The organism is Spiroplasma phoeniceum P40 (genome assembly GCF_003339775.1).
Lineage (GTDB): Bacteria > Bacillota_I > Bacilli_A > Mycoplasmatales > Mycoplasmataceae > Spiroplasma > Spiroplasma phoeniceum.
Genome location: NZ_CP031088.1, coordinates 26,053 through 40,218, shown reverse-complemented (window position 1 = coordinate 40,218; position 14,166 = coordinate 26,053). Strand labels below are relative to the sequence as shown.

22 protein-coding genes are annotated in these 14,166 nt (G+C 23.4%); 15 read left to right on the top strand and 7 right to left on the bottom strand.

Annotated features, from left to right (window positions below):
• Nucleotides 1-415: 415 nt before the first annotated feature.
• From SDAV_RS00225 to SDAV_RS00210, 4 genes are read left to right on the top strand one after another with little or no spacing between them, the layout of a single operon-like run.
• The gene (locus SDAV_RS00225; protein ID WP_114564092.1) at nt 416-1,018 is read left to right on the top strand and encodes a hypothetical protein; all 603 of its coding nucleotides are present in this window, start codon (nt 416-418) and stop codon (nt 1,016-1,018) included.
• Nucleotides 1,019-1,033: 15 nt separating this feature from the next.
• The gene (locus SDAV_RS00220) at nt 1,034-2,653 is read left to right on the top strand and encodes a hypothetical protein (protein WP_114564091.1); all 1,620 of its coding nucleotides are present in this window, start codon (nt 1,034-1,036) and stop codon (nt 2,651-2,653) included.
• 16 nt (nt 2,654-2,669) lie between these two features.
• Nucleotides 2,670-2,951: a hypothetical protein gene (locus tag SDAV_RS00215; RefSeq protein ID WP_071937173.1), complete on the top strand. Its 282-nt coding sequence runs from the start codon at nt 2,670-2,672 to the stop codon at nt 2,949-2,951.
• Nucleotides 2,932-3,144 (top strand): hypothetical protein, encoded by a 213-nt coding sequence (locus tag SDAV_RS00210; RefSeq protein ID WP_071937516.1) that lies wholly within the window; start codon nt 2,932-2,934, stop codon nt 3,142-3,144. The genes SDAV_RS00215 and SDAV_RS00210 overlap by 20 nt, the downstream gene beginning before the upstream one ends.
• A gap of 38 nt (nt 3,145-3,182) precedes the next feature.
• Here SDAV_RS00210 and SDAV_RS00205 read toward each other — a convergent pair whose 3' ends face one another.
• Entirely contained in the window at nt 3,183-3,695 is a 513-nt protein-coding gene (locus SDAV_RS00205) for a lipoprotein (RefSeq protein ID WP_114564090.1), read from the bottom strand.
• A gap of 190 nt (nt 3,696-3,885) precedes the next feature.
• Between SDAV_RS00205 and SDAV_RS00200 the strand changes: the two genes are divergently transcribed.
• On the top strand, nt 3,886-4,341 hold the full coding sequence (locus SDAV_RS00200) for a hypothetical protein (RefSeq protein WP_114564089.1): 456 nt from the start codon (nt 3,886-3,888) through the stop codon (nt 4,339-4,341).
• Nucleotides 4,342-4,541: 200 nt separating this feature from the next.
• Complete coding sequence (locus tag SDAV_RS00195) at nt 4,542-5,870, top strand: Mbov_0401 family ICE element transposase-like protein (protein ID WP_114564088.1); 1,329 nt, start codon at nt 4,542-4,544, stop codon at nt 5,868-5,870.
• Nucleotides 5,871-6,182: 312 nt separating this feature from the next.
• Here SDAV_RS00195 and SDAV_RS00190 read toward each other — a convergent pair whose 3' ends face one another.
• Nucleotides 6,183-6,683 carry a hypothetical protein gene (locus tag SDAV_RS00190; RefSeq protein ID WP_114564087.1) on the bottom strand — a complete coding sequence of 167 codons (501 nt, stop codon included), beginning with the start codon at nt 6,681-6,683 and terminating at the stop codon, nt 6,183-6,185.
• Nucleotides 6,647-6,955, bottom strand: coding sequence for a hypothetical protein (locus tag SDAV_RS00185; protein ID WP_114564086.1), 309 nt, complete (start codon nt 6,953-6,955; stop codon nt 6,647-6,649). Before SDAV_RS00185 ends, SDAV_RS00190 begins: the two co-directional genes overlap by 37 nt.
• A gap of 596 nt (nt 6,956-7,551) precedes the next feature.
• Here SDAV_RS00185 and SDAV_RS00180 point away from each other — a divergent pair.
• The 4 genes from SDAV_RS00180 to SDAV_RS00165 all read left to right on the top strand — a co-directional run bounded on the left by SDAV_RS00180 (nt 7,552) and on the right by SDAV_RS00165 (nt 9,212).
• Nucleotides 7,552-7,977 (top strand): hypothetical protein, encoded by a 426-nt coding sequence (locus SDAV_RS00180; RefSeq protein ID WP_114564085.1) that lies wholly within the window; start codon nt 7,552-7,554, stop codon nt 7,975-7,977.
• Nucleotides 7,978-8,031: 54 nt separating this feature from the next.
• Entirely contained in the window at nt 8,032-8,220 is a 189-nt protein-coding gene (locus SDAV_RS00175; protein WP_114564084.1) for a hypothetical protein, read from the top strand.
• Nucleotides 8,221-8,386: 166 nt separating this feature from the next.
• Nucleotides 8,387-8,842: a hypothetical protein gene (locus SDAV_RS00170; protein WP_114564083.1), complete on the top strand. Its 456-nt coding sequence runs from the start codon at nt 8,387-8,389 to the stop codon at nt 8,840-8,842.
• On the top strand, nt 8,772-9,212 hold the full coding sequence (locus SDAV_RS00165; RefSeq protein ID WP_114564082.1) for a hypothetical protein: 441 nt from the start codon (nt 8,772-8,774) through the stop codon (nt 9,210-9,212). The genes SDAV_RS00170 and SDAV_RS00165 overlap by 71 nt, the downstream gene beginning before the upstream one ends.
• 24 nt (nt 9,213-9,236) lie before the next feature.
• Here the strand turns inward: SDAV_RS00165 and SDAV_RS00160 are convergent, their stop codons facing one another.
• Complete coding sequence (locus tag SDAV_RS00160; RefSeq protein ID WP_114564081.1) at nt 9,237-10,025, bottom strand: DUF3688 family protein; 789 nt, start codon at nt 10,023-10,025, stop codon at nt 9,237-9,239.
• Nucleotides 10,026-10,613: 588 nt separating this feature from the next.
• Between SDAV_RS00160 and SDAV_RS13795 the strand changes: the two genes are divergently transcribed.
• The 5 genes from SDAV_RS13795 to SDAV_RS00150 all read left to right on the top strand — a co-directional run bounded on the left by SDAV_RS13795 (nt 10,614) and on the right by SDAV_RS00150 (nt 12,078).
• Nucleotides 10,614-10,742 (top strand): hypothetical protein, encoded by a 129-nt coding sequence (locus SDAV_RS13795; protein ID WP_281268810.1) that lies wholly within the window; start codon nt 10,614-10,616, stop codon nt 10,740-10,742.
• Nucleotides 10,743-10,755: 13 nt separating this feature from the next.
• Nucleotides 10,756-10,920: a hypothetical protein gene (locus tag SDAV_RS11585; protein WP_186823403.1), complete on the top strand. Its 165-nt coding sequence runs from the start codon at nt 10,756-10,758 to the stop codon at nt 10,918-10,920.
• Nucleotides 10,921-11,184, top strand: coding sequence for a pentapeptide repeat-containing protein (locus SDAV_RS14550; RefSeq protein ID WP_114565570.1), 264 nt, complete (start codon nt 10,921-10,923; stop codon nt 11,182-11,184). It abuts the gene before it with no gap.
• A complete protein-coding gene (locus tag SDAV_RS11580) occupies nt 11,184-11,360 on the top strand; it encodes a hypothetical protein (protein ID WP_186823402.1) in 177 nt (58 codons plus the stop codon). Before SDAV_RS14550 ends, SDAV_RS11580 begins: the two co-directional genes overlap by 1 nt.
• Before the next feature lie 64 nt (nt 11,361-11,424).
• Nucleotides 11,425-12,078 (top strand): hypothetical protein, encoded by a 654-nt coding sequence (locus SDAV_RS00150; protein ID WP_114564080.1) that lies wholly within the window; start codon nt 11,425-11,427, stop codon nt 12,076-12,078.
• Nucleotides 12,079-12,755: 677 nt separating this feature from the next.
• Here SDAV_RS00150 and SDAV_RS14230 read toward each other — a convergent pair.
• From SDAV_RS14230 to SDAV_RS00135, 3 genes are read right to left on the bottom strand one after another with little or no spacing between them, the layout of a single operon-like run.
• Nucleotides 12,756-13,559, bottom strand: a complete 804-nt coding sequence (locus tag SDAV_RS14230; protein ID WP_114564079.1) for a hypothetical protein — start codon at nt 13,557-13,559, stop codon at nt 12,756-12,758.
• Nucleotides 13,560-13,571: 12 nt separating this feature from the next.
• A complete protein-coding gene (locus SDAV_RS00140; RefSeq protein ID WP_114564078.1) occupies nt 13,572-13,850 on the bottom strand; it encodes a hypothetical protein in 279 nt (92 codons plus the stop codon).
• Nucleotides 13,851-13,871: 21 nt separating this feature from the next.
• Nucleotides 13,872-14,081, bottom strand: coding sequence for a hypothetical protein (locus SDAV_RS00135; protein ID WP_114564077.1), 210 nt, complete (start codon nt 14,079-14,081; stop codon nt 13,872-13,874).
• Nucleotides 14,082-14,166 lie beyond the last annotated feature (85 nt).

Genomic DNA, 14,166 nt, shown 5'->3' with positions numbered 1-14,166 from the left:
ATCATCACGATAATAAGTAATAATTATTACTTATTGAAAATTAAACAATACTAATTATAATTATTAAAATTAAAAAAATTTGTATTTATTCAGTCGTATTATAGTAAATAAATAATGTTGAACTACTTGAATGAATTTAACTCATAACCGAGTTCCCCTAGACAACCACAAACAGGCAGACAAGAAGATTATTCACATAATATTTAAGGAATTTGTTACGACTGAATAAGTACAAATTTGTATATATTATAACATAAATTATTTTAAAGACAATATAAATTGTCTTTTTTTATTTGACAAATATTTTTAATGACGGTATCATCACGACGACAATAAATGATGGGGTTAATTATTATTGTTAAGGCTGGTGATTTTTTATGTTAGATAATAATGAAAATAATAAGGTGGTTAAATTATGGCAATAGTTTTAAAAACATTTCCTAATTGTAATGTAGAAGCGTGTGATGATGGAATTATTCAAGATTTTTTTGCTAGTTTTTTTGTTAAAGATAAAAATATTATTTTTTTAAACGAAGAAAAAAAGTTAATAAAAAGACACCTTGGAAATAAAGTTGTTTTTAATCAAACATATATATTAATTTATGGGCGAATTATTGAAATTGAAGAAGACACAGAATATGAATTACAAGCAACCAGTGGAAATTCAATTAAAAAAATTATTTTTAATATTAATTTAAGAACAAAAAAGAATGAAATTAAAACACTAACAAACGAATTATTAAATGAAAGTAATTTATCATGAGAAGATATTAAAAACGAAGAATGAAGCTATGATATTGAATTATTTACCTATCAATTACAAAATAACACAATTTACAATATAAAAGAAAATCAAAAATATTGAGAAGACTTAAAACCACACACAAAACTAAACAACAATCTAAACAATAATTTTAACAACATTAAAGAAACAATAAATAAAAAAATGATTGCTAATAACGCATTACATAGTGAATGAGATAAAACATCTAATAAATTAGAAAAAAAATATTTATAAAAGAGAGGCAAAAAAATGGCATTTAGATTTATAACATTTGACAATACAGAAGATTATTTAACAGACCGCGACCAAGCAATATATTACGATTTTTTATTAAGAAACCAAACAATCCCCTACTATGCTAATAAAGAATTAAGCAATAAAAACGCTATAAACTTATTGGGTAATAGCGATAATTATAACGAAGAAATGTTAAAACTATGTGATAACAATTCAACTGGTTTTTTATTTTACGGATTTGGCGAACAAGAAAACTTAGAAGCAGAATTCAAATATGAAGACAACGGAATTCAAGCAAAAATAAAAACAAAAAAAGGAAACAAAGAAATACCATTTTTTTATTTAAGCATTTGCGGAAGAATGATTAAAGTAGAAAACAACACCACAAACGATATCAACGACTTAATACCGTATGCAAAAAACCAAGCAGAAACAACAACAACAATATTTTTAACAATTAAAATAGATATGTCAAAAGCACCATTAGTATATCCAATCCCCGATATAGACAACCCAGATGAAAACTACCAATATATTAATAAAAAATTTATTGAAAGTTTAGGAGAAAACAAAAGCGAACAAATTGAAAAATTAACAGAATTATTAGAACAATGTCCCATTAACACTAAAATTGACGAAGTTGAACCAAGCGAAATTGACAATAAATTCTATTTTGAAAAAACCAACGAAGAAGAAAACAAACCATGAAAAAATATTAAAAGTGCCATGACTTGAAACGATAATTCAAAAACAATAGCAACAGCCATAATCGATAACATTAATCAAGTAAATGATTTTAAATACCAAGCAATTTATCAAAATAAATGTGCTAGCGAATATTTTGTATGAACAGACAAAGGAAGATTAACCCAAGATAACTTAAACACAAGACATAAAGACGGAATTTATGAATTCCCTATCCTTAGTTTTAATTTACCCCTAAAAGGCGAAAAAATAAAATCCTTTAATTGAGAATATACCGCACGAGTTCCCATTCGTTATCAATCAATCAAAGACCCTAGCAATTTTATTAATTTTTGTGAATATGCCCAAGAAAAAAAAGAAGAATTCAATAAAAAATGAACCAAAGAAATGGAAAAAATGGATCAAAAAACAGCACAACTAGACAAAAGAATTAGAGAAATGCCCTACAAAATAGAAAGCAGCGTCAAATATGTCAAAAGCAGATTAAAAGAAATGACACCAGACGAACAACCATTTAAAACAACTGATAATAAATGATATTATGTAGTGTGGCGTGGTGAAAAAAATGAAGAATGAAAAATTGTTAAATTTTTAAATAATAGTAATTTATTAAAAATTGATAATTTTAATAATCGCCAGTTAGAAAAAACGGATTTAGCATATGGAAAGGATTTATATATTAGTAATAATTCTGGTTTTATTAAATATGTATCAAATTGACAAAGAGATGATGGAGCTTATTTTAAAGCAGTTTATCGTTGAAATGGTGGAGAAGAATGATCACCGATATTAAAATATGATGGTGGGATGATTAAATTTTGAGTATGAAAAGATTTTAAAACATGAGATAAAGCACAGCGTGGTATTGTGACAACAGCCGCTATTGGTTTGCTATCGTTTGGAAGTTGAGAACCATTAATTTGATAATAAGGAGAATTAAAAAATGAGTGAAACTATTTTAGAAATTATTGTTTTGGTTATATCACTTTTTACTGGTGGAACAACCGGCATAACGGCAACTATTTTGAGTAAAAAACAGCAAAAAATCAGAGATGAAAACAAAGAATTAAAAGAAAAAATAAATGATATTAAAATTGAAATTAATAATATTAATACAAAATTAGATGTTATTACAATCATAAATAACAAACTTGCTAATAACAATAAAATAAATATCAGACAAAAAAATAAGGATGGTAATAAAAATGAAAAAGAAAAAGACTAAGTTATTTTTTCTACGATTAGCATATTGAATAGTTCACGGTTTAACATTGGGATTGCCAATTTTATTCACTGAAATTAATAAACTAATGCTAAAATTAAAAGAAAAAATTAATAATGAATGTATTTTGTTAGATGAAAATAAAGAAAATAATATCAACAAAATAATTAAAAAAGATGATGAAAAAGAAAATTAAATAAATTAAAAAAAGCAATTTAGTAAAAATTGCTTTTTTTATTCACTATTAACTTTTACATTGCCATTATTATCAACAATTAAATCAGGTAATTTTTGCTCATCACCATTTCAACGATAAACTGCTTTAAAATAAGCTCCATCATCTCTTTGTCAATTTGATACATATTTAATAAAACCAGAATTATTACTAATATATAAATCCTTTCCATATGCTAAATCCGTTTTTTCTAACTGGCGATTATTAAAATTATCAATTTTTAATAAATTACTATTATTTAAAAATTTAACAATTTTTCATTCTTCATTTTTTTCACCACGCCACACTACAAAATAATATTTATTATCCACTGTATTAAATGGTTTTTCTTGTGAGCAAATTCATTCTAAGTTTTCTTTTATTTCTTTGCAATTTGTGTATATTTGGTTTTCTTTTTTTAGTTGTTGTAATTCATCTTCGTTATATTGTGGTATATTATTACAAGCAACTAGACTTGTTGTGCTTGTTCCTAGTAATGTAATTGCTCCTAAAAAACTTAATCATTTTTTCATAATAACCCAGTCCTTTCTTGATATTTTATTTATATAAAAATTATATAATGAATTATGCAAATTTAATGATTATTTATCGAAAATATAATTAAAATATTAAAATATAAATATTCAAAAATAATATTTATTTTGATAATATATTAGTATTATAAAACAATTTTAATTTTAAGAAAGGAAGTTAATTATATATATGGCACCACAAGCAATTTTTGAACCCGAATCAGAACATTTTATGGATAAATTTAATATATACAAAGATGATGATAATGAAGAAAATGATAACGAAGAAGACGAAAAAAGTGGTTTTTTTAAAGATATTAATTGAAACCACAACATATTAGAACTTTTTGAAGAAATCAAAAAAATTAAGCAAGATATTTGAATACAAATTCTTACTGTTTATCTTGATAAAAATGATAATGTTTCAGGTATTGAATTTAAAATAACTCCTGAGGGAAGTTTTTATCATGACTATATATTTGTTAATTTTGATGAAAAAGGAAAAATAACTAATGATTTAAAAGAAAATATAGAAACATATAAGGAACAAGACAAAGATGATGATTTTTATTTAGATTTTAAAGTCGTTAAAAAATTTTATCAAACATTAATGAATTTACAAAATAAACAAAAAAATAATAATTAAGCAAGATTAAAAATCTTGTTTTTTTATTTTAAATTAAGATATAATATATTTGTTATCAAAAAATTATCAAAATTGTATTAAATAATATTAAAAAAATTAAATATTGGAAAAACAAGTTAAAAATAACTTGCTTTTTTTAGGTGTTTATTTTAATGTGTGTGATGATTTATTTTTAAATCAGGAAAGGAAACAACTTTAAAATGGATATTAATAATATTATTAATGGTGAAAACTTTTTTAATAAAACATATGAAGATTTGAATAGATATGCTGTTGGAGAAATTGCATATAGGTTAGAAAAGTACGATGATCTTATTTTTCAAAATTATCAAAAATATGATAAATTTAAACATTATCGAGTAAAAGAAATAAGAACAAAAACATTAATTACTTTAAAAGGTAAAATAACATTTCGCAGACGACGATATTATAAAATTAATCCAATAACAGGGAAAGAAGAATATATTTTTATTTTAGATAAATTTTTAGGAATTAAAAAATGACAAAGACTGGGGAATGACGTCAAAGAAAGAATTTTATTGTTTTTAAGTGATGATAAAAAATACCGCGATATTTCAGATGCATTAGAACAAGCAAAAATTAGTTTAATGACAATTTCAAATACAATAAAAAACGCAACAACAAACGACAAATATTATATTAATGATACCAATATCAAAATAAATGTTCCGCATACTTTATATATTCAAGTGGATGGAACATACTTAAAAATGAAAGTGTGATATGAAGGAAAAAAGATTAAAAAACACACCTTAATTTCTACCGTTCACACTGGATATGATCAAGAAAAATCAACCGAAAAAAGACATGTAATTGCAAATAAGTTAGGTGTTTACGAAATAGATAATATTCCAATTTATATTTCTAAAAAAACAAAATTAACCCGTTTTGTTGTTAAATTAATACTTTTGATAATAAGTAATTATAATATTCAAGATGATACCGAAATTATGATTTTAGGTGATGGAGCAGATTGAATTAAAGGGGTTAAAAAAGTTATTGCAAATCGTTTTCCTAATAACAAAGTTCATTATACAATAGACAAATTTCATTTAGTAAAAAGATTTAAGGATTTATTACCCCACCGAAGAAAAATTAAAGAAAATAAAGAAACTTTTAAACAAGTTGTTGATTATTTTTATAATGGAAAATATTATGAATTATTACAATGTTTAAAAGAAAGTGAGTCATTTATTCCTAGTTCTAAAAAGTTTTTAAGAGAAACAATTAACTTAATTAAAAATAACGAAGAGGGTATTAAAAATCAAACATTATGAAATAATATTGGTTGTCATATGGAGGGTGATGTTTCCCATTATGGTAAGGGCATATTTTCTAAAAAAGGAATTTATAGCGAAAAAACTGTTAAAAATAAATTGAATACTAGTATGCTAAAATTAAGAAATAATATTAAGGATTTTAAACAACCAGAAAAACCACCAGAAAATAATAGTATTTTATATAATAATTTTAATAAAACTGAACAACAAAACTTACATCTTTATTAATTTTATTTTTAAATTAAATAATTTTAATAAAAATGCATTTTTTGCTGTGATTAAATTTAAAAAAATATAAAAATTTGTTGACAATAAAATTAAACATGGTATCTTTAAGTTAAGTAGATGGATTATTTATTCCATAATTTCTTAAATATACTAAATACCCTTAAATAATTTATACAGTCGAATTTTGTTTCTATTTCTATATGGGAATAAGTCTTTAAATCTTTTTACTAAATGAAATTTATCGAAACTATATAATACATTGTTATTTTTATATTTTGTTTTTATGGCTTTGTAAATTTTTTTAATTTGTTTTTAACCATCACTTAATACTAATATTATAGTATTTTCATTAATATCATAAGTATCCATTAGTTTAAAAATTTTATCAATAAAATTATTAAAACTATATTTTTCATTTTTATTAGTATTTTTATCCATTATTTGAAAAACACCTTTTTTCTTTTTAATTACTTTTCTTGTTTTAGTTGATTTTTCTTCATCAATACCAATATGCATAGTTGAAAAAAATATTTTCTTTTCAACTCTTTTTTTATTTTCTCACATAGGAACAAAAGCACCGTCAATTTGAATATATAAAACATTATTTGTAATTTTAATTTTATTGTTATTTTTGTTGCTAATATAGTCAACTTTTTCTAAATCAGCTTTTTTAAAAATATTAGATATTGTTCTTTCATTAATGTTAGCATTTTCTGTTGTATGCAAAACATCTTTATATCTTTTTCCATCGCCTATAAAAGAAATATATTTATCTTTTAATTTTTTTCAATTCTTTCATATTTTTTTAAACATAATTCTTCATCTAATGGGTAACGATTAATATTTTCTTTTTTATTTTCATCATATTTAACATATCTTCGTCTTTTTATAGGAATATTTCCATATTCTGTTTTAATTGTTTTTGGTAATTTTGATACAACCTTATATCCTTGTAATATTTGTCCTTGTTGATATAATTTAAATATCTCATTATCTCTATTAATTAATAAATTTTTAACTTCATTTTGTGTCTCGATTGTTTTATTTTCTTTATAATTTCCTAACAAATTTTGTTTTAACCCCATCTTATTATTTCCCTATCTTTAAAAAATATTTTTAATATGATATTAATAATACTTAATTTGATATTTGATAATGTTTATTATTGTATCATAATTTGAAAGCGAGGATATCTAAAAAATGCAAGACTTTACTAAAATTAATAATAAAAAACGAATTACTAGTTATGAACATTTAAATAAAAAAATATGATTTAAATTTTAGTGACTATAATTTTGGTTTTGACTGAGAAGTATTTAAAGACTTTGTTGGCGATAGTTATGCCCGTTATTTTACTTCACCAAGTTTTTTTAAGTTTGTTTCTGCTGGTCGTGGTACTAATAAAACATGAAATCATATAGCAGAAAAATTATTTTATGCTTGTAATTTTACTGATGCTTCATCTAATATTTTACGAAGATATACTAATACACATGAGGACACTACTTTTGGAGATACAATTAATGTATGTAATTACTTATATGATAAATATGGTATTGATTTAGGACCAGACAATGAAAATGGTATTATTTGACCCAAAAATGTTAAAGAAGGTGGAGAAATTGTTTTTCCTAGTGGTGTTCGTATTGCTTTTGCTGGTTATGCTAATGGTAATAAAATTATGGGTAAAGTTGGTAAAGGTAGCGGGATTATAACAGCGTGAACTGATGAAATTATACATGCCGAAGAAAAAGAAATCTTAACTGATAAAGAATTAGATAAAAGATATAATAATTTAAGAGTTTCAATGTTTCGTTCTAAAAGTTTAAAAGTGTCTTACGAGAAATACACCGATGAAAATAAAAATGAACAATATAATTTAGACAATCCTATTCCTATAAAAGAATTATCCTGGACATTTAAAGAATGAGATAATATAACAAAACAATACACAACAATAACAACATATTTTCATAAAACATATTCTAATCAATTTACTTTTAATCCTTTTGATAAATACCATGTATTTTATGAAAAATTTATAACACCGTATTTACCTTTAAATGAAAGAATTAAAAATATTTTAAAGAAACATAACCAAATATAATCAGAAAATAAACAAGCATTTAATGGTTTAGGTGTTTTTAATATACGATTAACAATGGGTGCTGTTTGAAGTAAAATACCTAATATCACTAAAAAACTTGTTTTAACCAACAAAGAAGAAAGACCAGACTTATTTGAACTTGAATATTACGGATTTGAATATAACGACAATGACCATAGTATTTATGTTTTACGAAATTATCGTAAATATATTAAAGAATATAATTTAAAAGGATTTTTATAATGCAAATACAAAACAGTATCAATTTGATAGTTATTCAATTGGTGTTGATTATGCTAATGGAACTGAAGACCATACCGTATTTTTATTTAGTGGATATAAAATTAATGAAAATAACGAGTATGATAAATATTTAATTGAAGAAAATGTTATTACACCAAAAAATGCAATGAATTTAAATGAGTTAGTAGAGCATTACGGACAATGAATAATTAATAAATTTGATAAATTTGATGGTTTTGAATATGCCACATTTCATTATGACATTAATGCCCACGACTTTATGCAAAAATTACAAGAAGATATTTACCCGTATTTAGGTTATAAGATTAAAATGTTTAAAGCTAAAAAACATCAAACATCACTTAATAAAGAAGCGGGAATAATTAATCGTGTAACATGAATACGAAAAATGTTTGTTCAAGACAAGATATATGGCATATTAGATAATTTACCATTTTTAGATAAATGTATTAGTGAATTAAGATTTAGCGATACAAAAACAAATATACCCGATAGTAAAATGTACCACGATCCATACGATGCTTTGTTTTATGGTTATTATCCATATCGCTTTCGAAGAATTAGCAAAACTAAAAGCAGAAAACAAAATAAATACTGATAACCAAGAAATTAAAGACAATTTAGTATGAATAGCACCACAAGAAAAACCATTTAATGAAGTTGATAATAAGTATTATTTTGTTGTGTGGCGTGGTGATGAAAATGGTAATTGAAGAATTATTAAATTTCAAAATATTAATTTTTCAGAAAAAAGAAAAGTTTTAGATACACAACAACCTTATGAATTAGCATTAACAAGAGTGGGCGATAACTTTTTTCGTGTTAAAATAGGAGCTGTAAGACCTGTAACATCTTGGTCACAAGATGATGGAACTTATTTTAAATTTGTTTATCGTTGAAATTTAGATACACAACAACCTTATTTAATTATTGATTATAATGGTAATATAAAAGTTAATGAAGAAATATAAAAAGTCAGTTTAATAAGTGACTTTTTATATTTCTAATGTAATTAATGATATTTTTTCATTGTTTCTATGAAATAATTCTAAATTATTAATATTAATTTGTTCTTTTTCTGTAAAAATTATAATATCATAGTTACCATAACCCCATATCCCTGATATTTCAACTTTATTTAAAATAAATAGTTTTTTGTGTTTAAAAAAAGTTATTTTAATACTATCTTCAACTAAATTTTTAATTATACTTATTCAATTTGCTTTTGAATAAAGTAATATATATCATTGCGAAAAATAGTTTAAATAATCTTCTATTTTGTCATTAGAAACAATCAAACTAGTTAAATATTTACCATATTCACCATCTGATAATTTAATTTCAGCAGGAATTAGAGAAGGAATGTTATTTGTTTCTAATTCGCTTGTTATTGATAATCAATTAAAAAAATTTGCTTCTAATTGATAAATAGGATTTTCTGAAATATCTTTGTTTTTAACAGTTACTTTAATTTCATTGTCTTTGTTGTTATTAACATTTGTTTGTTGTTTTAAATTTCAATCTATAATTTGCCCTGTTTTGGGGTCAATGATTATGGTATTTGGTTGACCTTTTATTTCTCAATGATAAACAAATTTAAAATAACTTCCATCATCTTGTGACCAAGATGTTATAGGTCTTACAGCTCCTATTTTAACACGAAATAAGTTATCGCCCACTCTTGTTAATGCTAATACATAAGGTTGTTGTGTATCTAAAACTTTTTCTTTTTTCTGAAAAATTAATATTTTGAAATTTAATAATTCTTCAATTACCATTTTCATCACCACGCCACACAACAAAATAATAATTATCATCTGCTTTTGTCCTTCAAATTGTTGGCGTAATTCAGCCGCTTTATTTGTGGGATTACCTTTTTCATCGTATTTTGCACCTTGAAATTTTCTATCATAATTGTAGCGATATGTTAAATAATTTAATAAAACTTTATCTAAACCATTTTTATTTATGTAGAATAAAGGATGAAATAGGACAAAACAACTCTTGTTAAAGGGTTGTTTTTTTATTTGAAAAACAATCTAACAATTTAATAGATATTTTGGTGGTCTAACCCAACAGTAATCAGTCTGGAAATAATAGACGCTTTAATAAGCGATAGTGGTAATAAGTGCGAGGTCAACATCAAACCAAAATAAAAATAGAGATGGTCGCTTTATAAATAAATTTGCGATTAGCATTAGGTTCTTCAAGGTGCGAGTGAATTTATTTTAAAAACTGAACGCTTTGACCTGAAATGGTGCGGATAAAGAAATGTAATTATATGGCGTCTTAACTATACAAAAAACTACAAATTGTAGAACATTGTAGTTAATATACCAACAATTACCAAAATTAATAATCAGGAGGTAAATATGAAAAAGAAATATTGTCTTAAAAAAAGATATTGAGGTTATTGCTTTAAATGTGATAAACAAAATAAATATATCCTTACCCACAATGAAATTACTGATGAACATTGAGCATTAAATAAAAAGAATTAGGAGGAATTAAATTATGAATAAAAAATACTTATTAATTATTAAAAATGAATATTTAACTACTTATTCTTATTACACACTAGAAGAAGCAAAAGTACGAGAAAAAATTGAAAATAATAATTATGGCTTATCAACGGTAATTATTGATTTAAAAGATATTGAATGAAAAAGAAATAAATAATTATGTGAAGTATTAGATTTACAAGATGCTTTTTTAAATTGCCCTAATTTAAATCGTACTGTTTTAGCTGGTGCTAATTTACAAGGTGCTAATTTAAAAGATGCTGATTTAAAAAGTGCTAATTTAAGAGGTGCTGATTTATGATGTGTTAATTTAGAATATGCTAATTTACGAAGTGCTAATTTAGAAAATGCTTGTTTAGTAGGTGCTAGAATTACAAAAAAACAATTAGACCAATTAATTGTTATTGAGGAGGATGAATAATGAATATAACAGAATCAATTAAATTTGACAAACTTAAAGTAGAAAATGAAGCACTTAAAAAAGAACTTGATGAATTAAAACAACAAATATTATATAAAGAAGATTTTAAAGAATTTGCTCATTGTATGAATTGTGGAGATGATTATTTTTTTAATCGGTGCTTAACTTGTGGTTAAAAAAAATAATTGATTTAAAAGATAATTCTAAATATGACAAATTACCTAGTAAGGAGGGTGAATAATGAATGATATTGTAAAAAATAGAGTAAATAGTATTACATTTCAATTTCCTTTAAAAGGAGATGATTTTAAAAATGAAAGTATTTTAGCATATAATGTTCAAAAATTTAAAGAAGAAAATAAACAAGAATTAACTGAGTATATTTTTAGACATATTAATCATTATTATGCATTAAATGGTTATCAAGGTGTGCATTTAAAAGATATTCCAAGTGCTATTACTAAAAATAATTTTGTTTTTAAAGAATGATTAGAACCTGTTCAAAAATTATTAGATGAACATAATAGAATCGGTAAAATAATTACTAATTATAGAAATTATATTGAAAGATACAGAGTTGAAATTAATAATAATTTAACACAAGCTCGTAAACAAAAACAACAAAAGTTTTTAAAAGAACAAGAATTAAAAAAACAAGAATTACTTGAAAAAGCAAATAGTTTAACACAAGCTTGTAAACAAAAACAACAAAAGTTTTTAAAAGAACAAGAATTAAAAAAACAAGAATTACTTGAAAAAGCAAATAGTTTAACACCAGATATGGGTCTTGATATAGACCAAATTCAAGATGAACAAGTTCGTGTAATGGAACAAATTGAGCAAATTGATAAATCATTAGAACCAAAAGAATTAAAAAAGTTGGTATTAATTTAATTAAAGAAAAATTATTAATAAAAGATATTGAAGTATTAGGGATTGATGATGATTTTTTAGAAAATGATAATCAATATGAATTAAAACAATTAATTAAATATTTAATTGTTGATGAAAAGTTAGTTAAAAACACAATTAAAGCACAATGATATACAAATACTGATAATAAAGTAGTTGGTATTAAAGGAATAAATATTCAAATTAAAGGAGTGAAATAAAATGGTAAATGAATTACAACAATATATTAAAAGTTCAATTATTAAATATGAATTAAAAGTTAATGATAAATATTTAAAAGAAAATATTTTAGCACTTGAAGAATTAAAAATGAAAAATGGACAAAGTTATATGCAATTAGTTAATACTGCTGATAATGCAAAAATAACAGCATTAGGAATTATTAAATTAAGTAATAAAGGATTAATTTTTGGTAAAGATTTTAATATTATTCCATTTAAAAATAAATTAACTACTGTTATTGATAGTAAAGTTTATTGTAAAAGAATGGAAGAAGCAGGGTATAGTCCAAGAAAAGAAATTATATTTAAAGGTGAAAAATTTGAATGAGATAGTTTAAATTCATGCCCTAAAATACATGAAATTAATTTTAATGCAAATACTAGTGATTATAATGAAATTATTGGTGCTTATGCTTTTGCAAAAGATAAAAATGGAAATTATCAAGGTATTTTATTAAGAAAAGCAGATATTGATCGTTTAAAAAATAGTAGTCCTAGTGGTAATAGTGAATATTTACCTTGAAATAAATGACCAAAAGAAATGGTTATATCTAAAATACTAGCAAATTGTTTGCCATAACGAGCAGAAGGTTCAAAATTAGGATTATTAGGGATAATTTCAATCGGAATAAAATTAAGTGGTAATATTTCCTCGCGTTGTAAAGAAGTATAGTTATTCCATTTAGTATCATCAATATATAAATCGGTAATAGTACTATATAATCGTGTTTTTAATGTTCTAATAACTTTTACTTGTTTAGTTATAGCATCAATTTCTAATTTTTCAGTAATAAAAATACTTTGATTATTTTTAATATATGGGTCATAATAAAAAGTACAAGAAACTAAATTGCCCAATTCGTCATACTTGTCATTGTAAAAAACAATCGTAATAAAATTAAGTTTTGAATTATTAACAAAAATAAAATATGCACCCTTACCATATTTATTAATTTTATATTCGTTATATCAATTTTTATTAGTAAAATCTTGCATTTTTAAAAAGTTATTAATTAATTTAGTATCTAATTGCTGATTAGTAACTGGATTAATAATGCTAATTTCTAATTCACGCAGATTTAAAAAATTAGCATTATCCTCACATATTCTTTTTTCTAAAATCTCATTATGTTTTTGAACATTAACATTTTTACGATTAGTAATTGTTGATGCTAAATTAAGATAATAACTATCAATATCATATTCTTTTTTTATTTTTTTCTTTGCTGGTAATAATCCCATTTATAGCACCTCTTATTTTGTATCTTCTTTTTTAATAACATCTTCAATACTATCTTGTTTTTTGTCTTTTTTAAAAAAATCAAAAACTTTATCAATTAAATAAATAAAAGACCCAGTAATAAGCAACGATAATCCAATATAAAAATATTCTGGTCATTCAATATCAATTACTTTAAATACCTTACAAAAAAATAATACAACTGCACTTATTATTAAAATAGCACCCAATCCTCAAATAAATACTTTGAGAATTAATAACAAAATTTCTGATTTATATTCTTTTAAATCCATTTATAACACCTCACTTTCTTTCTATACTTCTTGTCGTAAAACCCGAACACTATTAATTGGTATATTAGAACCCTCTGAACCATTAGTTAAATAAACCCGACCAGTAGCATTATATAAAGCAATACTATAAGGGGTTTTATCGATATCATCAATAAAACAAGTTGCTTGATGTTTAGATAAAGTTTTATTTTCTTTTGTTTCTGTAAAATAAGGTGGTTCAAGTCATAACATACCTTCAGCACCTTTACGATTAGTTGGTGATAATCAAACTTGATAACGATATTCTTCTGAAAATTCAGGAATATCAATATACTTA